Genomic DNA, 21,591 nt, shown 5'->3' with positions numbered 1-21,591 from the left:
ACTCAAGCGGTGGCGGCCGTCGCGGCCAGCATCTGTTCGGCGAAACGCTCGGCCGTGGCGGCCGCGGCGGCGGTCATGATGTCGAGGTTGCCCGCGTACTTCGGCAGGTAATCGCCGAGCCCTTCGACTTCCATGAAGACGGACACGCGATTGCCGTCGAACACGGGGCCGTTCTTCAGCGTATAGCCGGGCACGTAGCGCTGCACTTCCTTGACCATTGCATGCACGGACGCGGTGATCGCATCGACGTCGGGCGGGCCGTCGGTCAGGCAATGGATCGTGTCGCGCATGATCAGCGGCGGCTCGGCCGGGTTGATCACGATGATCGCCTTGCCCTTGCGTGCGCCGCCGACCTGTTCGATCGCACCGGACGTCGTGCGCGTGAATTCGTCGATGTTCTTGCGCGTGCCGGGGCCGACCGAGCGCGACGACACGGTCGCGACGATCTCGCCGTACGCGACCGGCTGCACGCGCGATACCGCGTACACCATCGGGATCGTCGCCTGGCCGCCGCACGTGACCATGTTCACGTTCGCCTGCGCGCTGTCGAGATGCGCGTCGAGGTTCACCGGCGGCACGCAGTACGGGCCGATCGCGGCGGGCGTCAGGTCGATCATCTTCACGCCGAGCGCGGTGAGCTTGTCGGAGTTGTCGCGGTGCACGTAGGCGGAGGTCGCGTCGAACGCGATGCGGATGTCGTCGGCGGCCACGTGCGGCAGCAGCCCGTCGACGCCCTTGTCGGTGGTCTTCAGGCCGAACTCGCGCGCCCGCGCGAGGCCGTCGGACGCCGGATCGACGCCGACCATCCACACGGGTTCGAGCACCGGCGAGCGGCGCAGCTTGTAGAGCAGGTCGGTGCCGATGTTGCCGGGCCCGATCAGTGCGCATTTGATTTTCTTCATCAGGATTTTTCCTTTAGATAAAGCGGACGTCGCAGCTGCCGATGCCGGAGATGTGCATCGACAGCGCGTCGCCGGCCGTGACCGGAATCAGTTTCGCTAGCGAGCCCGACAGCACGATCTCGCCGGCGAGCAGCGGCACGTCGTACGCGGCGAGCGTGTTCGCGAGCCACGCGACCGCGTCGGCGGGGTGGCCGAGCGCCGCGTCGCCGCGGCCCTGCGCGACGGGCTCGCCGTTCTTGTCGATCGTCATCTCGCACGCGGCGAGATCGAGCGTGCGCGGATCGACGCGTGCATCGCCGAGGACGTACACGCCGCACGATGCGTTGTCGGCGACGGTGTCCTCGATGCGGATCGCCCAGTCGCGGATGCGCGAATCGACGATCTCGAAGCAGGGCGCGACGGCGGCCGTCGCGGCGATCACGTCGGTGCGGTCGATGCCGGGGCCGCGCAGGTCGCGCGCGAGGATGAACGCGATCTCGCCCTCGGCGCGCGGCGCGATCAGCGTATCGGCGGCGATCGCTTCGCCGGCCGCGTAGTGCATGCCCGACAGCAGGATGCCGAAATCGGGCTGGCGCACGTTCAGCATGTCCTGCACGGCCTGGCTCGTCACGCCGATCTTCTTGCCGACCACGGCCTCGCCGTGTTCGATGCGGCGTTCGATGAAGCGCTGCTGGATGCGGTACGCGTCGTCGAGCGACAGGCGGCGCGGGCGGCTCGACAGCGGCGCGACCGGCGCACGCGCGTGCCATGCGGCGTACAGCTCGTCGCCGAGCGTCGTATGCAGGCGGGAAGACATGAAAGGGCCCTCGAATCTCGAATGAATCGAATGGAACAGGCCGCCGTCGCGGGCGGCGCCGGGCGCCGGAGCGACGCTCCGGCGCGTGGGACGCGGGCATGCCGCGTCGGCGGGTTGCTTAGTTACCCGAACTGCGGATCGCGTCGGGCGAGAAGTACGCCTCGTTGAACTGCGGGCTGTTGTCGAGCTTCGGCATCGGCCCTTCGTTGGTCAGGCGGTCGGCCATGTACGCGCCGGAGATCAGGTCGTGAAAGAACACGACGCCTGGGTAGAACACCTTCGCGTCATACGCGTACAGCGTCGTCGCGACATTGGTGCGCCACAGCTGGCCGCGCGCGTCGTAGTTGTCGGCGAGCAGCGTCATCCACGAATCCTCGTCGATGTACAGCACGCGCTTCGCATACTGGTGACGATAGTTGCTCTTCAGCGTTGCCTGCAGCACCCACACGCGATGCAGCTCGTAGCGGATATACGACGGGTTCTCGTGGCCCTTGGTCAGCAGGTCTGCGTACTTCACCGAGCTGTCCATCGCCTTGTAGTTGTCGTACGGCACGTAGATCTCGCGCTTGCCGACGATCTTCCAGTCATAGCGGTCGCCGGGGCCGTTGTACAGGCGGTCGTCGTCGACGGTGCGGAAGCCGCCCGGGCCCTGCGGCTGGTCGTAGCCGTACTCGGGCGCCTGGCGTACACGCCGCGTGCCGGGGTTGTACATCCACGTGCGCGACGAGTTGTCCGCGCCGGCCTTGTCCCAGTTCGTGAAGCCGACGATCAGCGAGCCGCGGTCGGACAGCGGCAGCTCCGTCGCGTTGCGGTAGTACGTGCGGTTGTTCAGGTCGCTCTTCACGTCGTACTTGCCTGAGTTGCGCGGCGAGTAGATGTCGTAGCGCACCTTGCCCCATGCGATGTTGCCGTCCGAGTACACGACCGCCTGGTCGTAGGTCGCCTGCTCGGCGCCGATCGCCGACGAGAAGCGCTGGTTCCACAGCAGCTCGGCGGCTGTTTTAGGGATCGGGTAGGGCACCGTCGGCGGCGCGTTCGTGAGGCCGTTCGCGTCGGATGTCATCGTCGAATCCGGTGCGTACGTGCGGATGTCCTTGTACACGGCATCCGCGTAGCGGAAGTCGCGATGGCTCGGATAGACGATGATCTTGAACGTGGCCGGGTAGCGCTTGAACATCGCCTTCTGGCCGTCGGTCAGGTGCTCGGCGTACTGCGCCATGTTCTCCGCGGTGATCGTCGCGACCGGCTTCTCGCTCGCGAACGGATCGGGGTAGCGGGTGCCGCGCTTGTACTGCACGTCCGGCGGCGTGCCGAGCCACTTGCCCGACCACTCGGGCACGCCGCTGTCCTTGCTCGCGGCGCGCACCGCGCCCATCGGCGTCAGCGGGCCGTCGAGCGCCTTCAGGTCGTCCGGCGTGACCTTCGGGTACGACGCCGTCGCGACGACCGCGCACGCGGCCATCACCGACGCGCGCAGGAGGGGGAGATGAAAGCGTTTCATATCGATCCTCATAGTGCTGAATGACGAGCGGCCGGGCCGCTCAGAAGTGGTAGGTCGCCGTGGCCAGCACGTAGTCGCGATCCGCGAGCGGGCGCGTGACCGGGTTCGGCGAGCCGAGGAACTTCGCGTAGACGAGCGACAGCTGCAGGTTGCTCAGGCGCGTGAAGGTCACGCCGGCCGTCACGCGGTGGTCGCCCTGGCCGGTCAGCGAGCCGAGCGCGCCGGCGAGCGGCGACGTGCCCGTCAGGTCGTGCGTGTAGGTCAGCGGCACGTCGAGATCCCAGCCGTTGAACACGTTCTTGTAGCTGAGCGTCCACGCGATCTCCATCGCGAGCGCGTTGCGCGAATTCGCGAGCGTGGTCGAGCCGTCGAGCTCGGAGATGCTGCCGGCATGCACGTACGTGAGTTCGCCGATCAGCGACTGCGAATTCGCGAGGAAGCTCGGCCCGATCGAGTAGATGCCGGACAGGTTCGTCTGCAGCACGTTCGCGCGGGTGGACTGCGGGCCGGTCGGCGTGTTGACGAGCACGGCCGCGCCCTGGCGGTACGACACTTCGCCCGCGACGTTCACCGGGCCGACCTGCGTCGAGAAGCTCGCGCCGGTCAGCTTGATGTTGCTGAAATACTTCTGCTGGTACTGGAGCGTCGGGAAGTAGGTCGTGACGACGCTCGGGTTCATGTCGTTGTAGTGCAGGTGGTACAGGCCGAGCTCGGTGTCGCCGAGCACGCGGAAGCGCGCGCCGATCCCCCACTGGTTGCGCGCGCTCGGCTTGTCGTCGGGGCCGCGCGGAATGATCATCCCGCCCGGGCCGATGATGAACTGCGCGCCGGGGCCCGTGACGTCCGAATAGCTCCAGTACGTGCCGGGCGCGGTCAGCCGGTTCTGCTGATACGAGAACTGGTAGTAGCCGAGCAGGCTGAAGTTCGGCGTGATCTGCCACTGCGTCGAGATCTGCGGCACCGGCAGCAGGATGTCCTTCACTTCGGCGCCGGCCATGTACGACTTGGTCGCGTCGGACGGCCCCTGTGCGCCGGCGATGTTCGGGAAGAACAGGCTTTCGCCCCACGCGACGACCTGGTCGCCGACCTTCACGTTCAGGCTCGTCGAGCCGATCTTGAACGTGTTGTACGCGTATGCGGCCAGCAGCGTCGTGTGGCCGCCCGACCAGTAGCGCGCGTCGCTCGTGAAGTTGTTGTACTGGCCCGACTGGTTCACGGTGCCCGGCGCGTCGTTGTAGTTCGGGCGGCGATACGCCTGGTCGTAGAACGTGTCGGCGCGCACGAACACGCCCCAGTCGTCGTGCTTCAGGTTCACTTCGCCGAGCAGGCTGACCTGGTTCTCGATCAGCTTGTTCTTCGCGAAGTTGCGGTCGCCGTCGTCGCCGTTGATGTTCGCCGGCGTGAGGAGATTGCCGCTCGGTGCGCGGGTGCGCATGCCGAGGCCGTAACTGAGCGTGAACGTGTAGTCCAGCGTCGTGTCGGCGCCCAGCTCGATCGTGCTGCCTGCATGTGCGCCGGGAGCGGCACACGCGAGCAGCGCGGCGGCCAGCGTCGACAGCGTGGCGGTTGCCCGCTTGTCGGTACGGCGCGAAATCCGTTGATGCATGGTGTCTCCTCTTGGGGTATCGACGACGGTCGACTGTGTGTGTTGTCGTGAGAGGCAGAGTAGGGAGATCGCGGTAGCAGGGAATCGTCAAAATGAACTAGATGACTTCCCTAGGGCCTGTTCACGCTAATAACGGGCTTGCGCTGGCCCCCAGAAGGGCCGAGCGCAAGGAATGCGACGAAGCGAATACTCAACGTATTCGCAAGGAGCATGACGCGGCGATCGGCCCTTCTGGGGGCCAGCCCCACGAGAGAATTTTTCCAAACAGGGGAACGTGCCTTTCCGCCCGCATTGCGGCGTCGTTCGTCGTTGCAATAGCTACGGCTATTGCGCCTCCTCTCTCCTTGCACTGCGGGCGGAAAGGCACGTTCGCAAGCCCGTTATTAGCGTGAACAGGCCCTAGGACTGGCAACGATTCGTGCGGCACCGATTTGCCGTGCGTGCATCAACGTGCGGCCACCTGCGCGGCCGACAGGAACGCGGGCCGCTCGCCGCCGCCGTCGAGCCGCAGGTTTGCACCCGACGTGTACGACGCGTCGGACGACGCGAGGAACAGGCACGCGGCGGCGACGTCGTCGGGGGTCGCGAGCCGGCCGGCGGGAATCGTCGCGCGGATCGCGTCGAGCGCATCGTCGTCGCCGTAGTGGCCTTCGGTGGCCGATTCCGTCTGCACGAGGCTCGGGCTGATCGCGCACACGCGCACGCGCGGCGCCCACTCGACCGCGAGCGACGTGACCGCGTTGACGAGGCCGGCTTTCGCGGCGCCGTATGCGGCCGTGCCGGGCGACGGACGCGACGCGCTGACGCTCGCGATGAACAGCATCACGCCGCCTTCGGGCTGCGGCTGCATGATCGCGTTCACGCGCTGCGCGAGCTGCAGCGGCGCGATCAGGTTCAGCCGCACGATCGATTCGGTGAAGCGCGGTGATGCATCGGCCGCGAGCGCGAACGGCGAGCCGCCTGCGTTGTTGACGAGCACGTCGAGGCGGCCGGCCGCCGCGCGAATCGTCGCGAGCATCGCGTCGACCTGTTCGATGTCGCGCAGGTCGGCCGCGACGAACGTCGCCGTGCGGCTGCCGTCCGCGGGCGGCGTGTCGGGCGCGCTGCGTCCGCAGACGAACACGCGCGCGCCCGCCGCGAGAAACCGTTCGGCGATGCGCCGCCCGATGCCCTTGGTGCCGCCCGTCACGAGCACCGTCTTGCCGCTGTAGTCGAATCCGTTCATCGTTGCCTCCGTTTCGGTGGGCCGATGATAGGAAGAAGCGCGCGCGGCTTCGTAGTCTGAAAGGATGATGCCGGCCGGCGCCGGCGGCGCAATCATCGTGGCAGACAGCCATCGAACGACGAAGGAGACAACCCGCGATGACGATCCCCACGACGCCGCCGGCCGGCAGCTTCACCGACGTGCCGGGCGGCCTGCGCCTGCACCACTACGAGGCGGGCGCAGGCCGGCCCGTGGTGTTCATCCACGGCAGCGGCCCGGGCGCCAGCGGTTTCAGCAACTTCAAGCACAACGTGCCCGCGTTCGCGGCGGCCGGCTATCGCGCGATCGTCGTCGACCTGCCCGGCTACGGGCAGTCGTCGAAGCCGTCCGACGTCGCCTATACGCTCGATTTCTTCGTCGGCGCGCTGCATGCGCAGCTGACCGCGCTCGGCATCGGGCCGGCCGTGCTGCTCGGCAACTCGCTCGGCGGCGCGATCGCGCTGAAGTACGCGCTCGACTACCCGGACGACGTCGACGGGCTGATCATGATGGCGCCGGGCGGCGTCGAGGATCGCGACACCTATTTCCGGATGGAGGGCATCCAGCGGATGGTGAAGCTGTTCACCAACCGCCAGATGAATGACGACACGATGCGCGAGCTGCTGACGCTGCTCGTGCACGACCCGGCGATCGTCACCGACGCGCTCGTCGCCGAGCGGATGAAGGTGTGCGTCGAACAGCCGACCGAAGTGCTGTCGACGATGAGCGTGCCGAACCTGACCGACGCGCTCGGCGACCTGCGTACGCCGGTGCTCGGGTTCTGGGGCACGGACGATCGGTTCAATCCGGTCGGCGGCGCGCTGAAGTTCCTCGAACGCTGCCGCGATGCGCGCTTCGTGCTGATGAACCGGTGCGGCCACTGGGTGATGGTGGAACACGCCGACTATTTCAATCGGGAATGCCTCGATTTTCTTGCGACGCGGAATACGCGATAACGCCGGATGCCCTTGACGGCCGGCCTCGATGCGGGCGGCCTGCCTGTCTGAACAAATACCTGGAACCTGGAGACGACATGAAGCTCATCGAAGACCTGTTCGACCTGCGCGGCAAGGTGGCCGCGATCACCGGCGGCGCGCGCGGCATCGGCGCGGAGACCGCGCGCACGCTGGCGGCCGCCGGCGCGAGCGTCGCGATTCTCGACGTGCTGTCGCAACCGGCGGAAGCGCTGGTCGAGGAAATCCGAGCGCAGGGCGGCCAGGCCGCGTTCTGGTCGCTCGACGTCACGCACGAGGCCGACGTGGCGCGCGTGTTCGGCGAGATCGTCGCGCGCTTCGGGCGCCTCGACGTGCTCGTGAACAACGCGGGCATCGAAGGCCACAACGTGCCGACGCACGAGCTCACGCTCGCGCAATGGCAGCGCGTGCAGGACGTGAACGTGAACGGCGTGTTCCTGTGCACACGTGCGGCAATTCCGCATATCGACGCGGCCGGCGGCGGCTCGATCGTGAACCTGTCGTCGATGTACGGGATCGTCGGCGGCCCGGACGTGCCCGCGTATCACGCGTCGAAGGCAGCGGTGCGGATGATGGCGAAGGTCGATGCGATGCTGTACGCGGCGAAGAACATCCGTGCGAACTCGGTGCATCCCGGCTACATCCGCACGCCGATGCTCGAGGACGCGTTCCGCCAGATGGGGCAGGACCCCGATCGCGCCTTCGAGTACATGCAGACCAACGTGCCGATGGCGAAGATCGGCAGCCCGCGCGACATCGCGGCCGGCATCCTGTATCTCGTGTCGCCGGCGGGCCGTTACGTCACAGGCGCGGAGCTCGTGATCGACGGCGGCTTTACCGCGCGCTGACGCGGCGCGGCGCACGCAACGGAACAGGAGACAGGCAGTTGAAAGCGCTCGTGGCAGTGAAACGCGTGGTCGATGCAAACGTGAAAGTCGGCGTGAAATCCGACCGGACGGGCGTCGACGTCGCGAACGTGAAGATGTCGATGAACCCGTTCGACGAGATCGCGGTGGAAGAGGCCGTGCGGTTGAAGGAGGCCGGCGTCGTGACGGAAGTGGTGGCCGTGTCGGTCGGCGTCGCGCAGGCGCAGGAAACGCTGCGCACGGCGCTGGCGATCGGTGCGGATCGCGCGATCCTCGTCGAATCGCATGAAGGCGTCGAGCCGCTCGGCGTCGCGAAGGTGTTGAAGGCGCTGGTCGACAGGGAGCAGCCGCAGCTGGTGATCCTCGGCAAGCAGGCGATCGACGACGATTCGAACCAGACCGGGCAGATGCTGGCCGCGCTGGCGGGTTTGCCGCAGGCGACGTTTGCCTCGAAGGTTGTGGTGGCCGATGGCCGTGTGACGGTTGCGCGTGAAGTGGACGGCGGTGCGGAAACGCTGTCGCTTCAACTGCCCGCCGTCGTCACCACGGATCTGCGCCTGAACGAGCCGCGCTACGTGACGCTGCCGAACATCATGAAGGCGAAGAAGAAGCCGTTCGAAATCGTGAAGCCCGACGACCTCGGCGTGGACGTGAAGCCGCGCCTGAAGGTGCTCGAGGTGAACGAGCCGCCGAAGCGTGCAGCCGGCGTGAAGGTGCCGGACGTGCAGACGCTGGTCGAGAAACTGAAGACCGAAGCCAAGGTGCTGTAACAGGGAGCGGAAAGAAATGACGATTCTGGTGATTGCGGAACACGACAACGCGTCGATCAAGGCCGCGACGCTGAATGCCGTCGCGGCCGCACAGGCGCTCAATGTGGTGGGCGGCGGCGACGTTCATGTGCTCGTTGCTGGACACGATGCACAAGCGGCAGCCGATGCAGCGGCGAAGCTCGCCGGTGTGTCGAAGGTGCTGCTGGCCGATGCACCGCAGCTGGCCGACGGTCTGGCCGAGAACGTCGAAGCGACGGTGATGACCGTCGCGAACGGCTACTCGCACATCGTTGCGCCGGCAACGGCCTATGGCAAGAACATCGCGCCGCGCATCGCCGCGAAGCTGGATGTCGCACAGATCTCCGAGATCACGGCGGTGGTATCGGCCGATACGTTCGAGCGCCCGATCTACGCAGGCAACGCGATCGCGACGGTGCAGTCGGGCGATCCGGTCAAGCTGATCACGGTGCGCGCGACCGCGTTTGATCCGGTGGCAACGGAAGGCGGCAGCGCGTCGGTCGATAAGATCGAAGCGGCAGCCGATGCCGGCAAGTCGCAGTTCGTGAGCCGTGAAGTGACGAAGCTGGACCGTCCGGAACTGACGAGCGCAAGCATCATCGTGTCGGGCGGCCGCGGCCTGGGCAGCGGCGAGAACTACACGAGGGTACTGGAGCCGCTGGCCGACAAGCTTCAAGCCGCACTGGGCGCCTCGCGCGCCGCAGTCGACGCCGGCTACGTACCGAACGACTACCAGGTTGGCCAGACCGGCAAGATCGTCGCGCCGCAGCTGTACATCGCGGTCGGCATCTCGGGTGCGATTCAGCATCTGGCCGGCATGAAGGATTCGAAGGTGATCGTCGCGATCAACAAGGACCCGGAAGCGCCGATCTTCAGCGTGGCTGACTACGGTGTGGTCGGCGACCTGTTCACACTCGTGCCGGAAGCGGCCGCGGCGCTCTGACCGATGCCGCTGTTCGAATTCAACGGGATGCGGCCGCGCATCGATCCGTCCGCGTACGTCGATCCGAGCGCGGTCGTGATCGGCGACGTGACGATCGGCGCGCGCTGCTACATCGGCCCGCATGCGAGCCTGCGCGGCGACTTCGGCGCGATCGTCGTCGAAGACGGCAGCAACGTGCAGGACGGCTGCGTGCTGCACGTCGGGATTGGCGAGACGTGCCGGCTCGGCGTCAACAGCCACGTCGGCCACGGCGCGATCGTGCATGGCGCGACGCTCGAACCCGACACGATGATCGGAATGAATGCGGTCGTGATGGACGGCGCGACGATCGGCGCGACGACGATCGTCGCCGCGTGCGCGTTCGTGAAGGCCGGCTACGACGTGCCGCGCGGTGTGCTGCTCGCGGGCGTGCCGGGGCGCGTCGTGCGGCGGCTCAGCGACGCGGAGATCGACGCGAAGGCGAACGGTACGCGCATCTATCAGCAACTGGCGGCGGACTGCCTGAGGACGATCAGGCGGATCGACGGGTGAGCGGGCAGGCGGGCGGCCGGGTGGCCCAGGATGTGACGGATTGCCGGGCAGCTTGCCGTTGCCGTAAGATCGGCACAGGCTTTCCCACCGGCATCCGCGTCACATGAAAAAGCACGTCCGTTTGCGGCTCACAGTCATTGCGTCGGCATTTGCCGTCTACAGCGTTTATAAGCACATCCAGCAGTTCATCAGTGGCTGTGTGTGGGTCAGGGGCCATCAGCGCTGCAGTTTCGAAAACAGCACGAACTTCGAAGGCTGGATGGATCTCGACCTGATGATCGCGTGCTGCTGGGTCGCCGCGGCGGTGGTGGGCTGGATCTCCGTCATGCAGGCCGCGAAGAAGCCGGGTTGAAGGCTGGCTTTTTTTTCACGCGAAACCGATCGCTGTCAATCCGTGACAACGATCACTCATGCGGCATCGCCGCAATCGTCCGTGCCTCTTCCGCATCCCCGCGCCGCAGGCGCAACCGGCCACCGGGATCGGGCTCCGCTCGTTCGACGTGCTGGTCGGCTTCGACGTCGGGATGAGCGTTGCCGTCCGTCGGCCGTCGTTGTGCTTTTTCCTGCCGTGCCCGGATAATGATCCGGCGTCGCGCACGCCGCGCGAGGGGAGGCTGCCATGCAATTTCCGACGGGATCGGTGGTCGCGCTCAGTTCGGCCGCCGCGACGATGTTTTCGATGGGCATGCTGTTTCTCGGCTACTGGGGCTGGCACGAGCCGCTGCCGTGGCGGTTCGGCGACTACGTCGTGATCCTGCCGGCGCTGGCCGGGTTCGCGTGCCTCGTCAGTGTGCCGTTTCTCGCCACGTCACCGATGAAGACCCCCGACGACGAATCGCGGATGTTCGTCGCGCGGCGTGTGTTTCTGTGCGGTGCGAGTGCGTTGTGGTGTGCGATCGTCGCGTCGCTGGTCGTGTGAGATTCGTGCAGGATTCGCATGCGCTGAGGTCCACCGGTTCGGTCTTGAACGGGCGTGTCGAAACGTCTTCCACGCGCGCTTGAACGGCGGTTTTCACGCGTCGATTCGGGCCGCCGCGACGGCTTTGATTTCCCCTGTGCCGTGCACTAGATTCGAAGCATTCCTGTGTAGCCGAGCGCGAGGTGGGGCCATGACGCCGTGGGAGATTCAGGGCACCGAATTGATGAATTGCAATTGCTCATACGGTTGCCCGTGCCAGTTCAATGCGCTGCCGACCCATGGCCATTGCGCGGCGATGGGGGCGATTGAGATTGGCAGCGGCCACTACGGCGACGTGGTGCTCGACGGCGTCAGGATCGCGGTCGTGTTCGAGTGGCCGGGGGCCGTCCACGAGGGGCGGGGCCGGTGCCAGCCGATCGTCGACGAGCGCGCCAGCCCGGCCCAGCGCGAGGCGGTGCTGAAGATCATGACTGGTCAGGATACCGATCCGTTCGCGACGATGTTCTCCGTCTACGCTTCGACGCTCGAGCAGGCGTTCGATCCGATCTTCGCGAAGATCGATTTCGACGTCGATGTCGATGCGCGGCGTGGCCGGATTCACATCGACGGCGTGTTCGACCTCGCGGGCGATCCCATCCTCAATCCGGTGTCGGGCGCCGAGCATCGCGCACGAATCGACCTGCCGCACGGCTTCGAATACGAGCTGGCCGAAATCGGCTCGGGCACGTCGCGCTCGCAAGGCCACATTCCGCTGACCCTCGACGGCAGCTATGCGCAGTTCGCGCGGCTGCACCTGAACAACCACGGGGTGGTCAGGCATCGCGTCGCGGCATGACTCCCGTCGACCACTGGCTCGGGCGCGAGCGCGTCATCGCGCTGCTCGGCATCGCGGCGCTCGTCGGTCTGTGCTGGTTCTATCTTTTGACGGGCGCGGGAACCGGCATGTCGGCGCTGGACATGACCGCAGTTGCGCTCTTTCCGCATCGCTTGAAGGGCGCCATGGGTAGCATGGATCCGTCACTGGCCACCGTGATCGTGATGTGGTGGGTGATGATGATCGCGATGATGACGCCCAGCGCGGCGCCGCTCGTGATGCTGTACCGGCGGGTGCTGCGACAGCGCGGCGTGGACGGGGCGGGTTCGGCGTTCACGTCGCTGTCGCTGCTGGCCGGCTACCTGGCCGCATGGCTGGCGTTCTCGATCGGCGCGGCGCTGCTTCAGGCGATGCTGCAGCCGGCCGGGCTGATCTCCGCGATGATGCTGTGGTCGAAGAGCGCCGTCCTTTCCGCGATCGTGCTGGCGCTCGCCGGGCTCTATCAATTCTCGTCGCTGAAACGCGCGTGCCTTCGGCAATGCCGGGCGCCGGCCGGGTTCCTGGTCGCGCACTGGCGTCCGGGCGTCACCGGCAGTTTCCTGCTTGGCGCGCGGCACGGCATGGTTTGCGTCGGCTGCTGCTGGTTGCTGATGGCGCTGCTGTTCGTCGGCGGCGTGATGAACGTCGTGTGGATCGCCGCGCTGTCGCTCTTCGTGTTCGCGGAGAAGATCCTGCCCGGCGGCGAACGTGTGGGGCGCGCGCTGGGCGTCGTGCTGATTGCGTGGGCCGGTGCGACGTTGATCGTGTGACGGGCCGTCATGGACAAGCCGGCGCGGACGTGCGGAATCGCCATGGACGGGTGACGGCCGGCCGCGGCCGGTCCCGCGTCGAGCGATGCCGGCATTTGCACTGCGGGATGCTACGTAACGCCGGGCCTGCGTTACGCACGCGTTACCCGGAACGCAAGGCTCGATCTCGCTGATGAAGGCGAGCCCGGATGCGACGCGTTGGGCCCCGGACGGCCGTTGGAACAGGGCAGTCCGGCGTGGGCGTGAAGTCGTCGTTGATGCCGATCACAATGGCACGATAGGTGCTTGTCGGGATGATCGAGCTAGAAAGCGAACGGGGGCTTCCATGCAGAATCATTTCATCAAGGCGAACGTTGCGGTCGCCGCCATTGCGGCGGCTTGCGCGCTGGCGGCGTGTGGCGGCAGCGATGTAACGGCGCCTAAGCCGGGTGGTAACACGATCGGAACGAGTACGAGCGGCACTGGCGGGACGAGTGGTACGAGCGGGACGAGTGGAACCAGCGGGACGAGTGGAACCAGTGGCACGAGTGGAACCAGCGGTACGAGTGGAACCAGCGGCACGAGCGGAACCAGCGGGACGAGTGGAACCAGTGGCACGAGTGGAACCAGCGGCACGAGCGGAAGCAGTGGCACGAGTGGAACCAGTGGCACGAGTGGAACCAGCGGAACCAGCGGAACCAGCGGAACCAGCGGAACCAGCGGAACCAGCGGAACCAGCGGAACCAGCGGAACCAGCGGAACCAGCGGAACCAGCGGAACCAGCGGAACCAGCGGGACGAGCGGGACGAGCGGAACCAGCGGCACAAGTGGAACCAGCGGCACAAGTGGAACGAGCGGAATCGGTGGCACAAGCGGCACAAGCGGCACCCCCGGCACGAACGGCATCGTCAGCGCCGTCGGCGCGGTCGTCATCGACGCCGGCGCCACGATTTCCGGCGAGAGCCCGCCGGGACCGACCAAGGGCGTGACCACCGGCCTTGGCAACACGGTCGCGGGCGCGGGCACGATCATCCGCGACACGTCGAACGCCGTGAGCAACGGCATCGGCCAGACCGGCTTCACGGCGAACCCGGTCGGCACGACGGTCGCCGGGCTGGGTTCCATCGTCGGCTCGACGAGCAACCCGGTCACCGGCCTCAGCGACACGGTGAAGGCGCTCGGCACCGGCCCGCTGTCGCCGTTGGCGCCGCTCACGACGCCGGTCGGCGGGCTGCTCGATACCGTCGCCGGTGGCCTCAAGACGGGCGGCACGATGCTCGGCGCGGCCCTGTCGTCGGGCCCGGTCCAGCAGACGACGCAGGCGATCAGCACGGCGATCACGCCGCTCGTCACGACCGTCGGCCAGGTCACGCAGCAGGTCGGCACGGCGACCGGCCTCGGGCAGCCCGTCGCGGGCCTGCTCGGCCAGATCGGCGGCGCGATCACGTCGGCGGGATGGAAGGTGACGTCCACGTCGCCCCAGCCGCTGGTCAGTGGCGTCGGCGACCTCGTGCGCGCGGTCGGCAACACCGTGACCAATGCGGGCGGCCTCGTGAACCCGGGCGGTGCGAACGGCGCGGTGCCGGTCGCGGGCCTGGTGACGAGCGTGGTCGGCGGTAATACGGCGATCGTCCACAACGGTTCCACGACGGGCACGGGCGGCGGCTCACCGTTGGGTGGTCTCTCCAACCCGCTCGCACCCGTGACGGGGCTGGTGGGCGGCCTGCTCGGCGGCTTGGGTGGCTTGGCCGGCAAGTAACCGATCGATTGAGATCGTCATGGCGGTAACCGGCCAACCGACAATCGGCCTCCGGTTACCGCCAACCAGAATGGCTTGATGATCCCCTGCGGGAAGCGGATCGGACGGGGCCTCTCGATGTGTCAATCGCGCACGACGTCGCGCTGCGACGGCGGCCGCGCCAGCCCGCGTGCGGGCAGCGGCGTCGACATCACGATCGACGTGCGTGTTTCGCCGTACAGGTTGATGCGTTCGATCAGTTGTTCGAGATGGGTCATGCTGATCGCGGCGAGCCGCATCATGTACGAGTCCGCGCCCGTCACGTGATGGCATTCGACGACTTCGGGAATGGTCTCCAGCAACCGGAGGAATTTGGCTTTTGCCGGTTGCGGCACCGTGATGCCGATCAGCGCGCTGACCGGATAGCCGGCCGCGACAGGATTGATCCGGGCCGTGTAGCCCTCGACGACACCGGCCGCTTCAAGGCGCTTCACGCGCTCCGTCACCGCCGGCACCGACAGGTGCACCTGGCGCGCCAGCTCCGTGTAGCTGATGCGGCCGTTGGCCTGCAACAGCGTCACTACCTTCCAGTCCAGATCGTCCATCGCGGCGGTATTTTTTAAGGCGGAGTGGCCATTTTTCCTTAAAAACCGCATTCAGCGATGACGGGACTTTCCCTACGATGCCTGTTCCACCCGTTGCATGTTGCAAGGAGCAGGCGATGCTGTTCATCAAGTCCGTCGTGATGGGGCTGTCGATTGCGGTGCCCGTCGGCCCGATCGGCATGCTGTGCATTCAGCGCAGCCTGAGCCGCGGCTTTCAGGCGGGATTCGCGACGGGCGTCGGCGCCGCGTGCGCCGATGCGATCTACGGCCTGCTAGGCGCGCTCGGCATCGCGGGTGTCGTCACGGCGTTCCCGATGCTGACCGTCGGCCTGAAAATCGGCGGCGGCGCGTTCCTCGTGTGGCTGGCGTGGACCATCGCGCGTCAGGCGCCGGCCGCGTCGACGGCGCAGCGCGACGTGCCGCGCACGACCGTCCTGCGCGATTTCGTGACGACGTTTGGCCTGACGCTGTCGAACCCGATGACGATCCTGTCGTTCGTCGGGATTTTCGCGGCGCTCGGCCCGCTGTCGGGCACGCGGGAAGGGGCGATGTGGCCGGCTGTGGCGCTGATGGTTACCGGTGTGTTCATCGGTTCCGCGACGTGGTGGCTGTGCCTGAGCGGTACGACCGCCGCATTGCGCACGAAGATGTCGTTCGCGTTCATGCACGGGCTGTCGCGCGTGTCGGCGGCGGTGATCGCGGTATTTGGCGTGATTCAGGTGGTCGCGGGTGTACGCGGTGTCATTTAGGCCGATGCGCCGCGTGGATCGCGTCGACCGTCGTCCGAATATGCGCGAGCAACTCGACCACGACGGCTTTCCGGAAATACTGGTTCATTCGCGTGCTGACGACGAAATCGGACGGCAACGCGTCGATCGAATGCTGAACCGTCAGCAGATCGTCGGCGAGTCGCGCCAGCGCATCGCGATCCCGCGTGGCCACCGCAACCTCGATCTCGTCCGGCCAGAAACCGAACGCGTCGATGCCGCAGCATTCGGCGACACAGTTTGTCTCCAGCGCATCGATCAAAGGCATGACCTCTGCCAGACAGGCGTCGATCGTGGCCGCATGTGCGTGGCCACCCGACAGATCGCCGAATTCGATCCAGCGATCCGGGCCGATGCTGATGTCGTCCTTGTGGGGTTTGCCGTTCATCGGTTGACGCTCGACGGGTTCAATTCAACGCCGGCAAATGTGCATGCACGAAGCGCGCGATTTCCTGGCTCAGTTCCCTGTCCTCGGGCGCGCCCATGAACCCGCCATGCGGCATCCCTTCGAATACGTGAAGCTCGGTCGGCACCTGCGCGCGCCGCAACGCGCGATGCAGGCGTACCGCGTTCGACAGGAACAGATCGCGCGTGCCGCTCTGGATGAAGGTCGGCGGGAAACCGGCGGAGAAATCGCCGAACAGCGGCGACAGATACGGATGCGCGAGATCGGCGCCGTGCGCGTAGAGCAGGTTGTTCGGCATCAGCGACGCCGGCAGCACGACATCGACGAGGCGATTGGTTTCGAAGCTGTCGCCGGATTCGGTCAGGTCGACTTCCGGCGACAGCAGCACCAGCGCGGCCGGAAGCGGCAAGCCTTCGTCGCGGGCGCGCAGCACCATCGCCGCGGCGAGGTTGCCGCCCGCCGAGCGTCCGCCGATGACGATGTTTTCCGGCGCGTAGCGCTCGAGCACGTACGCATACGCCGCGATGCAATCGTCGAGTGCGGCGGGATACGGATGCTCGGGTGGCAGGCGATAGTCGACGCCGTAGCACCGAATGCCGAGCCGGTCGGCCTGCATCTGCGCGCCGGCGCGGCACGCGGCGCCGCCGCCGAGCACCAGCGCGCCGCCGTGCAGGTCGATGTACGCGCATTCGCCGGAAGCCGCTGCTTCGGGCGTGGCGACATGCACGTCCGCCGCGCCGGTCCGGATCGTCTCCACGCTCGAACGCAGATGGCCGCCGAGTTGCTCGATGGCGGCCGCGTAGTGTGCGTCGGCGGCCGCCTTCACACGCATCCATGCGTCGAAATCGTCCGGGGCCGGCATCACGTGCAGCGCGTTCAGCGGCACGCCGTCGCTGCCGACCAGACGTTGCAACGCGGCTCGCGCTTCGTCGCTGATCGAGGCCGGGAAGGGGACGACGCGGCTCGGCAGGGCGACGCCGTCGGGTTCGTCTTTCATCGATTCGGTTCCGTTGGACGTTGGGCGAGTCATGCGGCAGAGGGCCAGTGGCGCAGCATCACGTCCAGCGCATCGAGACTGCGCGACCACGACGTGTCGGAAGCCGGTGCGCTGTGCGCGAAACCGCCCGCGCTTTCAAGTGTGACGTAGCCCATGAAAAAGCCGCCGAGCAGACGGATCGCATGCGCCTGTTCGGCTTCCGGAATGTCGTAGCTGCGCAGCACTGCCGAGGTCATCCTGACGAGCCGCCCGCCCGCGCTTTCGGCGGCGCGTTCGGCGCTTACCGGGTGGCGCGCTGCGGCGAAGCGACCGGGGTGCTCGCGGGCGTAGTCGCGATAGACGTCGGCGAGCGCGGTGAGCGCGTCCTTGGCGGTGCGGCCGGCCAAGGCGTCGGTCGCGCGATCGGCAAGTTCCTTCAGCGCGAAGAGTGCGATGCGGCTCTTGAGGTCGTCGAAGCTCGGGATATGGGAGTACAGGCTGGCCAGTTTGACGTCGAAGTGACGTGCCAGCGCCGCGCCGGTCAGGTGCTCGAAGCCGGTTTCATCGGCGAGTTGCGCGCCGGCTTCGACGAGTTTGTCCAGTTTGATGCCGGCGCGTGCCATAGCGAATGCTATTCAGATTAGCGAAAAGGCTAATTGTATTAGGTTTTGGGTTGATGTCAATTTCCCGAATTCGGTCACAGCCATGTCCATGACGATCACCCCAGCTCGAACGACGTCACCCCGAACACGCGGTCGATCGCAATCGCCGGCGCTTCTTTCGTGTACATCCGTGCGGTTTCGAACACGCTCGTCATGCCGTGCCGTTCCGCCAGCGCGACGGCCGCGGGGTTCGTTTCCGGCACGTCGAGCACGACGACCTCGCCGGGCATTCGCGCCGCGAGCGCGCGAAACAGCCCGGTGGCGACGCCCGCGTCGTCGGCGAAAAGCGGGCCAATCTTGCAGCCCGTCCTGCAACGGCGCACGACACCGTAGCCGGCGACACGGCCGGCGTCGATCGTCGCGAGCGCAACGGCATCCGGCTGCGCGATCCAGGTGGAGATGAAACGCTCGCGCGCCGACGGAAAGCATGCGCGATCGTAGGCAAGCAACTGTTCGAACGGCACGTCGGCCGCTGCCACCACGTGCGCGCACCCGATGCCGTCCACGCGCCCCTCATAGCGGATGTTGCGGTACGCAAGCTCGAATCCGGATTTTCCGTAGTTCGCCTGCTGGGCCACGACACCATCAAGCCCGATGTTGCGGTCTCCGAGGTAACGCATGCCGTGCTGCCAGGTTCGGATGCCGAAGCCTTGGCCGCGAAACTCGGGTTTCACGATGTAGAGGCCGATGAAGCCGAAGCGTTCGTCGTAGGCGACAGCAGAAATGCACGCGACCGGCTCGCCGCGCCATACGCCGACGAAGAACCCGGCCGGGTCTGCTTCCCTGAAACAGGAGGGATCGTGCAGGCCGGGATTCCAGCCTTCTGCCGCCGCCCATTCGACCGCCATGGCGACCTCGTCGGCCGACATGGTGCGCACGATGAAGTCTCCGCCTTGGTTCATGGTTCACCCCAGTCGCTGCGCCTTCAGGATTGCGCGTTGCGTTACCGGCTGCCGAGCCGAAGCAGCCATGACGGGCGAGTTGCCCCGTTTGGCGCCGTTCCCGTCAGCGAAAAGTCTATGGATGGATGGTTTCGCCGCGATTCAGCATGTCGATGAATTCCCCGATTTTGCGCGCCCGTGTTTCCGGCTTTTTGGCATTCTGTATCCGAAACAGGATGGCATATCGGTTACGGCTGTTCAGTGTTGCGAAAAACTTGCGGGCTTCCGGATTGGCGTCCAAAGCCGCCTGCAGGTCGTCCGGCACGATCGAGTTGCTGGCCGACGTATAGGCAGCCTGCCAGCGGCCGTCCTTTCTGGCTTTCTCGATTTCGCACAAGCCGGGCGGGCGCATTCTGCCTGCGGCGATCAGTGCTTCAGCCTTGTCTGTGTTGAGTTTGGACCAGATGCTTTTTGCGGAGCGCGGGGTGAAGCGTTGCAACCAGTATTGCTCGCTCTCGGCCCGTTTTTGACCATCGATCCAGCCATAGCAGAGGGCGCTTTCCAACGCCTGTTCGTAGGTGAGGGTTCGCTGCCCGGCGCCTTTTTTCGCCAGGCGCAGCCATGTTCCGGCCGACGTTCTGCCGTTCTGCCCTAACCAGTTTTCCCATTCGATCTGACTGGTCAATGTTAGGGCGCATTCGGTCATGTCGCTATCCTGAATGGTGGAGTACATGGGCGGGGAAGGCGTCCGCAGTCTAACAGTGTTGATACGGACAGCAACGTGCGCAGTGCGACGAAGGCCGGCGGCTCGTCAGCCGTCCGTCGGTCGCCCGGTTTGGGGGCGGCATCACCCGTTTCAGGCATCCGGTGGCGCAGGCATCGGATGCGCGATTTCAAATGGGAGGCTTCGCCAGCTATCCGGCCGAAGCCTCCCCATCCCGGTCAGAACGTGTAGCTGACCTTCCCGAACGCCGTCCGCCCGAGCGTGTTGTACCCATACGCGGTCATGTACTGCCGGTCGAACAGGTTCGATACCGTCGCCGACACCGTCAGGTGCGAATTGATCCGGTACGACGCGCGCAGGCCCACCGTCAGATACGAAGGCAGATAGGTCGAATTCGCCGGATCGTCGAACGTCGTGCCGCCATAAAGCAGCGACGCCCCCGTGCTCAACGCATGCAGGTGCAGTTCGTCCCACGTGTGATCGATGTTGAGGCTGACCGTCTGGCGCGGCCGGCGGTTGAGCCACGAGTCGTTGGTTTCGTCCTGCGGATTCAGGATCCCGACCGCGACGCTCACCGGCGTCGAGCGGCCGATCGTCCCCTTGTACGACAGGTCGATGCCACGAATATGCGCGCGGCCGATGTTCATCGGCGAGAACGTCGCCGGGTTGTACGCGATCAGGTTGCTGACGCGCGTATCGTAGATCGCGGCCGTGAACGTACCGTACGACGTGTTCGCATCGACCGCAGCCTCGACCGACGTGCTGCGTTCCGGGCTGAGGTTCGGATTGCCGTAGCCGGGGTAGTACAGGTCGTTGAACGACGGCAGCTTGAACGCATTGCCGTACGACACGCGCGCCGTGTACACCGGCGTGATCGTCCACGACAGCGCCGCGTTACCCGTATTCACGGACCGCCCGGCGATGATTTCATGACGCCCCGCGAGGAACATCGTCACGCTGCCGAGCGTCGCCGATTGATGCAGCGAGAACGCGGAATCGTTGCGCGTCGGCACGCCGTTCGGAATGTCGACCGGCAGGAATGCCTGCTCGCGGGTGAAGTCGTAGGCGAGCTTGGTTTCGCCCGACAGCGGCAGCCCGAACAGATGGAATCCGCGCGCCTGGTGCGTCAGCGACGTCGACGTGCTGATGCGCTGCGAATTGATCTGGTCGGTCGGGGTGGTCGGATCGCTCGCGTAGATGAACCCGCGATCGTTCGCATAACCGAACGACTGGTCGAACTGCGTGTCCGGCGTGATATCGACGTGGAACGCGAGACCGGTCGTGAGCTGATGATCGAGCTGGCGATTCGCATAGCCGCGGTTGTCGTAGGACAGATCGGACCGGTGATACAGCGCGAACGTCGAGATCGACCAGTTGTCGCGCGCGTAGCCGAGGCGGGCATCGAGATCCTGCGCGTGGTACGGGTTGCGGCCCGCCTCGTGCCCGTACGCGAAAGGCCGCGTCGCGTCGATGCCGGCCGTGTTGTACGAATGCAGGCCGAGCGAGTAGGTGAGCCCGCCGAGCGCGGCGAGCGGCCCGGTCGACGGCACGGTGCCCGACGTGCGCAGTTGCGTGTCGAACGTCTTGTTCGACCCGCCGCCGAACGACACGGTGGTCTGGTTCGGCTGGCTGGCCGCGCGGCGCGTGAAGAGTTGCACGACGCCGCCCATCGCATTGGCGCCGAACGACGCGGCAGCCGGCCCCGAGATCACTTCGACACGTTCGAACGATTCGGTCGGCAGGTCCGCCCACGGCGCGATGCCGGTGGTCGGCGAGCCGATCCGGATGCCGTCGATGAACACGGCGACCTGGCTGGCCGACGAGCCGCGGATGCTGACCGACGCGGACGAGCCGGGCCCGCCGTTCTGCGAGACGGTCACGCCGGGCAGCGTCGCGAGCGCCTGCGTGATGCTCGGGTCGCTCGGCGACAGCCGGTCGAGATCGGTGCGCGTGAGCACCTGGGTCGTCGCATAGCGCTGGTCGAACGACTCGGGCAGCCGACGCGTGTCAGTCACATTGATCGTCGGCAGGTTGGCGCCTTCGGCGGCCGGGGCCGGTTGCGCAACCGCGGTGTCGCCGGCTGCGTGGGCGAGCGGCGAGAAGAGCGCGGTCGCGGCGGACGTGGCAAGGAGGTGTCGAATCTTCATGAGGCTGTCGTTGT

At 66.4% G+C, this 21,591-nt stretch carries 23 protein-coding genes; 11 read left to right on the top strand and 12 right to left on the bottom strand.

The window, feature by feature from the left end; translation table 11 throughout:
• Window positions 1-2 precede the first annotated feature (2 nt).
• From QZM35_RS06635 to QZM35_RS06615, 5 genes are all read right to left on the bottom strand, one after another.
• On the bottom strand, window positions 3-902 hold the full coding sequence (locus tag QZM35_RS06635) for an acetaldehyde dehydrogenase (acetylating) (RefSeq protein WP_046547936.1): 900 nt from the start codon (window positions 900-902) through the stop codon (window positions 3-5).
• 13 nt (window positions 903-915) lie between these two features.
• Window positions 916-1,698 carry a 2-oxopent-4-enoate hydratase gene (gene dmpE, locus QZM35_RS06630; RefSeq protein ID WP_039350783.1) on the bottom strand — a complete coding sequence of 261 codons (783 nt, stop codon included), beginning with the start codon at window positions 1,696-1,698 and terminating at the stop codon, window positions 916-918.
• Between the two features lie 118 nt (window positions 1,699-1,816).
• Window positions 1,817-3,199, bottom strand: coding sequence for a DUF1329 domain-containing protein (locus tag QZM35_RS06625; protein WP_301775628.1), 1,383 nt, complete (start codon window positions 3,197-3,199; stop codon window positions 1,817-1,819).
• A gap of 40 nt (window positions 3,200-3,239) precedes the next feature.
• Window positions 3,240-4,805 carry a DUF1302 domain-containing protein gene (locus QZM35_RS06620; RefSeq protein ID WP_089496850.1) on the bottom strand — a complete coding sequence of 522 codons (1,566 nt, stop codon included), beginning with the start codon at window positions 4,803-4,805 and terminating at the stop codon, window positions 3,240-3,242.
• Between the two features lie 445 nt (window positions 4,806-5,250).
• Window positions 5,251-6,030 carry an SDR family oxidoreductase gene (locus tag QZM35_RS06615; RefSeq protein ID WP_301775627.1) on the bottom strand — a complete coding sequence of 260 codons (780 nt, stop codon included), beginning with the start codon at window positions 6,028-6,030 and terminating at the stop codon, window positions 5,251-5,253.
• A 137-nt stretch (window positions 6,031-6,167) separates the two neighbouring features.
• Between QZM35_RS06615 and QZM35_RS06610 the strand changes: the two genes are divergently transcribed.
• The 10 genes from QZM35_RS06610 (at window position 6,168) to QZM35_RS06565 (ending at window position 14,430) form a co-directional block, all read left to right on the top strand.
• On the top strand, window positions 6,168-7,004 hold the full coding sequence (locus tag QZM35_RS06610; RefSeq protein WP_301775626.1) for an alpha/beta fold hydrolase: 837 nt from the start codon (window positions 6,168-6,170) through the stop codon (window positions 7,002-7,004).
• A 77-nt stretch (window positions 7,005-7,081) separates the two neighbouring features.
• Window positions 7,082-7,870: an SDR family NAD(P)-dependent oxidoreductase gene (locus tag QZM35_RS06605; RefSeq protein ID WP_089427384.1), complete on the top strand. Its 789-nt coding sequence runs from the start codon at window positions 7,082-7,084 to the stop codon at window positions 7,868-7,870.
• Between the two features lie 38 nt (window positions 7,871-7,908).
• A complete protein-coding gene (locus QZM35_RS06600; protein WP_301775625.1) occupies window positions 7,909-8,658 on the top strand; it encodes an electron transfer flavoprotein subunit beta/FixA family protein in 750 nt (249 codons plus the stop codon).
• 16 nt (window positions 8,659-8,674) lie between these two features.
• A complete protein-coding gene (locus QZM35_RS06595) occupies window positions 8,675-9,619 on the top strand; it encodes an electron transfer flavoprotein subunit alpha/FixB family protein (RefSeq protein ID WP_301775624.1) in 945 nt (314 codons plus the stop codon).
• A gap of 3 nt (window positions 9,620-9,622) precedes the next feature.
• Window positions 9,623-10,150: a transferase hexapeptide repeat family protein gene (locus QZM35_RS06590; RefSeq protein WP_124472044.1), complete on the top strand. Its 528-nt coding sequence runs from the start codon at window positions 9,623-9,625 to the stop codon at window positions 10,148-10,150.
• Between the two features lie 103 nt (window positions 10,151-10,253).
• The gene (locus tag QZM35_RS06585; RefSeq protein WP_301775623.1) at window positions 10,254-10,502 is read left to right on the top strand and encodes a hypothetical protein; all 249 of its coding nucleotides are present in this window, start codon (window positions 10,254-10,256) and stop codon (window positions 10,500-10,502) included.
• Window positions 10,503-10,769: 267 nt separating this feature from the next.
• Window positions 10,770-11,069 (top strand): hypothetical protein, encoded by a 300-nt coding sequence (locus tag QZM35_RS06580; protein WP_043186617.1) that lies wholly within the window; start codon window positions 10,770-10,772, stop codon window positions 11,067-11,069.
• 190 nt (window positions 11,070-11,259) lie between these two features.
• Window positions 11,260-11,904 (top strand): DUF1326 domain-containing protein, encoded by a 645-nt coding sequence (locus QZM35_RS06575; RefSeq protein ID WP_301775820.1) that lies wholly within the window; start codon window positions 11,260-11,262, stop codon window positions 11,902-11,904.
• The gene (locus QZM35_RS06570; protein WP_089432753.1) at window positions 11,901-12,692 is read left to right on the top strand and encodes a DUF2182 domain-containing protein; all 792 of its coding nucleotides are present in this window, start codon (window positions 11,901-11,903) and stop codon (window positions 12,690-12,692) included. The genes QZM35_RS06575 and QZM35_RS06570 overlap by 4 nt, the downstream gene beginning before the upstream one ends.
• A gap of 325 nt (window positions 12,693-13,017) precedes the next feature.
• Window positions 13,018-14,430 carry a collagen-like triple helix repeat-containing protein gene (locus tag QZM35_RS06565; protein WP_301775622.1) on the top strand — a complete coding sequence of 471 codons (1,413 nt, stop codon included), beginning with the start codon at window positions 13,018-13,020 and terminating at the stop codon, window positions 14,428-14,430.
• A gap of 122 nt (window positions 14,431-14,552) precedes the next feature.
• Here QZM35_RS06565 and QZM35_RS06560 read toward each other — a convergent pair whose 3' ends face one another.
• On the bottom strand, window positions 14,553-15,014 hold the full coding sequence (locus tag QZM35_RS06560) for an Lrp/AsnC family transcriptional regulator (protein ID WP_301775621.1): 462 nt from the start codon (window positions 15,012-15,014) through the stop codon (window positions 14,553-14,555).
• Between the two features lie 116 nt (window positions 15,015-15,130).
• Between QZM35_RS06560 and QZM35_RS06555 the strand changes: the two genes are divergently transcribed.
• Window positions 15,131-15,763 (top strand): LysE family translocator, encoded by a 633-nt coding sequence (locus QZM35_RS06555; protein ID WP_301775620.1) that lies wholly within the window; start codon window positions 15,131-15,133, stop codon window positions 15,761-15,763.
• Here the strand turns inward: QZM35_RS06555 and QZM35_RS06550 are convergent.
• From QZM35_RS06550 to QZM35_RS06525, 6 genes are all read right to left on the bottom strand, one after another.
• Window positions 15,756-16,169 (bottom strand): DUF6331 family protein, encoded by a 414-nt coding sequence (locus QZM35_RS06550; protein ID WP_174974222.1) that lies wholly within the window; start codon window positions 16,167-16,169, stop codon window positions 15,756-15,758. The genes QZM35_RS06555 and QZM35_RS06550 overlap by 8 nt on opposite strands.
• Before the next feature lie 19 nt (window positions 16,170-16,188).
• On the bottom strand, window positions 16,189-17,184 hold the full coding sequence (locus QZM35_RS06545; RefSeq protein WP_301775619.1) for an alpha/beta hydrolase: 996 nt from the start codon (window positions 17,182-17,184) through the stop codon (window positions 16,189-16,191).
• A 29-nt stretch (window positions 17,185-17,213) separates the two neighbouring features.
• Window positions 17,214-17,786: a TetR/AcrR family transcriptional regulator gene (locus QZM35_RS06540; RefSeq protein ID WP_301775618.1), complete on the bottom strand. Its 573-nt coding sequence runs from the start codon at window positions 17,784-17,786 to the stop codon at window positions 17,214-17,216.
• A gap of 95 nt (window positions 17,787-17,881) precedes the next feature.
• Window positions 17,882-18,727: a GNAT family N-acetyltransferase gene (locus tag QZM35_RS06535; protein ID WP_301775617.1), complete on the bottom strand. Its 846-nt coding sequence runs from the start codon at window positions 18,725-18,727 to the stop codon at window positions 17,882-17,884.
• A 115-nt stretch (window positions 18,728-18,842) separates the two neighbouring features.
• Window positions 18,843-19,412, bottom strand: coding sequence for a YdeI family protein (locus QZM35_RS06530; RefSeq protein WP_174974226.1), 570 nt, complete (start codon window positions 19,410-19,412; stop codon window positions 18,843-18,845).
• A 236-nt stretch (window positions 19,413-19,648) separates the two neighbouring features.
• Complete coding sequence (locus tag QZM35_RS06525; protein WP_301775616.1) at window positions 19,649-21,577, bottom strand: TonB-dependent receptor; 1,929 nt, start codon at window positions 21,575-21,577, stop codon at window positions 19,649-19,651.
• Between the last annotated feature and the right edge of the window lie 14 nt (window positions 21,578-21,591).

It is taken from the genome of Burkholderia sp. AU45274 (assembly GCF_030482505.1).
GTDB lineage: Bacteria > Pseudomonadota > Gammaproteobacteria > Burkholderiales > Burkholderiaceae > Burkholderia.
The sequence above is the reverse complement of the archived record's forward strand: the minus strand, read 5'-3'. Positions and strand labels throughout refer to the sequence as shown.

Bases quoted from the DNA above. Each gene is read 5' to 3' on its own strand.
- QZM35_RS06635 (WP_046547936.1), bottom strand. From the start codon at position 902: ATGAAGAAAATCAAATGCGCACTGATCGGGCCCGGCAACATCGGCACC.
- dmpE (WP_039350783.1), bottom strand. From the start codon at position 1,698: ATGTCTTCCCGCCTGCATACGACGCTCGGCGACGAGCTGTACGCCGCA.
- QZM35_RS06625 (WP_301775628.1), bottom strand. From the start codon at position 3,199: ATGAAACGCTTTCATCTCCCCCTCCTGCGCGCGTCGGTGATGGCCGCG.
- QZM35_RS06620 (WP_089496850.1), bottom strand. From the start codon at position 4,805: ATGCATCAACGGATTTCGCGCCGTACCGACAAGCGGGCAACCGCCACG.
- QZM35_RS06615 (WP_301775627.1), bottom strand. From the start codon at position 6,030: ATGAACGGATTCGACTACAGCGGCAAGACGGTGCTCGTGACGGGCGGC.
- QZM35_RS06610 (WP_301775626.1), top strand. From the start codon at position 6,168: ATGACGATCCCCACGACGCCGCCGGCCGGCAGCTTCACCGACGTGCCG.
- QZM35_RS06605 (WP_089427384.1), top strand. From the start codon at position 7,082: ATGAAGCTCATCGAAGACCTGTTCGACCTGCGCGGCAAGGTGGCCGCG.
- QZM35_RS06595 (WP_301775624.1), top strand. From the start codon at position 8,675: ATGACGATTCTGGTGATTGCGGAACACGACAACGCGTCGATCAAGGCC.
- QZM35_RS06590 (WP_124472044.1), top strand. From the start codon at position 9,623: ATGCCGCTGTTCGAATTCAACGGGATGCGGCCGCGCATCGATCCGTCC.
- QZM35_RS06585 (WP_301775623.1), top strand. From the start codon at position 10,254: ATGAAAAAGCACGTCCGTTTGCGGCTCACAGTCATTGCGTCGGCATTT.
- QZM35_RS06580 (WP_043186617.1), top strand. From the start codon at position 10,770: ATGCAATTTCCGACGGGATCGGTGGTCGCGCTCAGTTCGGCCGCCGCG.
- QZM35_RS06575 (WP_301775820.1), top strand. From the start codon at position 11,260: ATGACGCCGTGGGAGATTCAGGGCACCGAATTGATGAATTGCAATTGC.
- QZM35_RS06570 (WP_089432753.1), top strand. From the start codon at position 11,901: ATGACTCCCGTCGACCACTGGCTCGGGCGCGAGCGCGTCATCGCGCTG.
- QZM35_RS06565 (WP_301775622.1), top strand. From the start codon at position 13,018: ATGCAGAATCATTTCATCAAGGCGAACGTTGCGGTCGCCGCCATTGCG.
- QZM35_RS06560 (WP_301775621.1), bottom strand. From the start codon at position 15,014: ATGGACGATCTGGACTGGAAGGTAGTGACGCTGTTGCAGGCCAACGGC.
- QZM35_RS06555 (WP_301775620.1), top strand. From the start codon at position 15,131: ATGCTGTTCATCAAGTCCGTCGTGATGGGGCTGTCGATTGCGGTGCCC.
- QZM35_RS06550 (WP_174974222.1), bottom strand. From the start codon at position 16,169: ATGAACGGCAAACCCCACAAGGACGACATCAGCATCGGCCCGGATCGC.
- QZM35_RS06545 (WP_301775619.1), bottom strand. From the start codon at position 17,184: ATGAAAGACGAACCCGACGGCGTCGCCCTGCCGAGCCGCGTCGTCCCC.
- QZM35_RS06540 (WP_301775618.1), bottom strand. From the start codon at position 17,786: ATGGCACGCGCCGGCATCAAACTGGACAAACTCGTCGAAGCCGGCGCG.
- QZM35_RS06535 (WP_301775617.1), bottom strand. From the start codon at position 18,727: ATGAACCAAGGCGGAGACTTCATCGTGCGCACCATGTCGGCCGACGAG.
- QZM35_RS06530 (WP_174974226.1), bottom strand. From the start codon at position 19,412: ATGACCGAATGCGCCCTAACATTGACCAGTCAGATCGAATGGGAAAAC.
- QZM35_RS06525 (WP_301775616.1), bottom strand. From the start codon at position 21,577: ATGAAGATTCGACACCTCCTTGCCACGTCCGCCGCGACCGCGCTCTTC.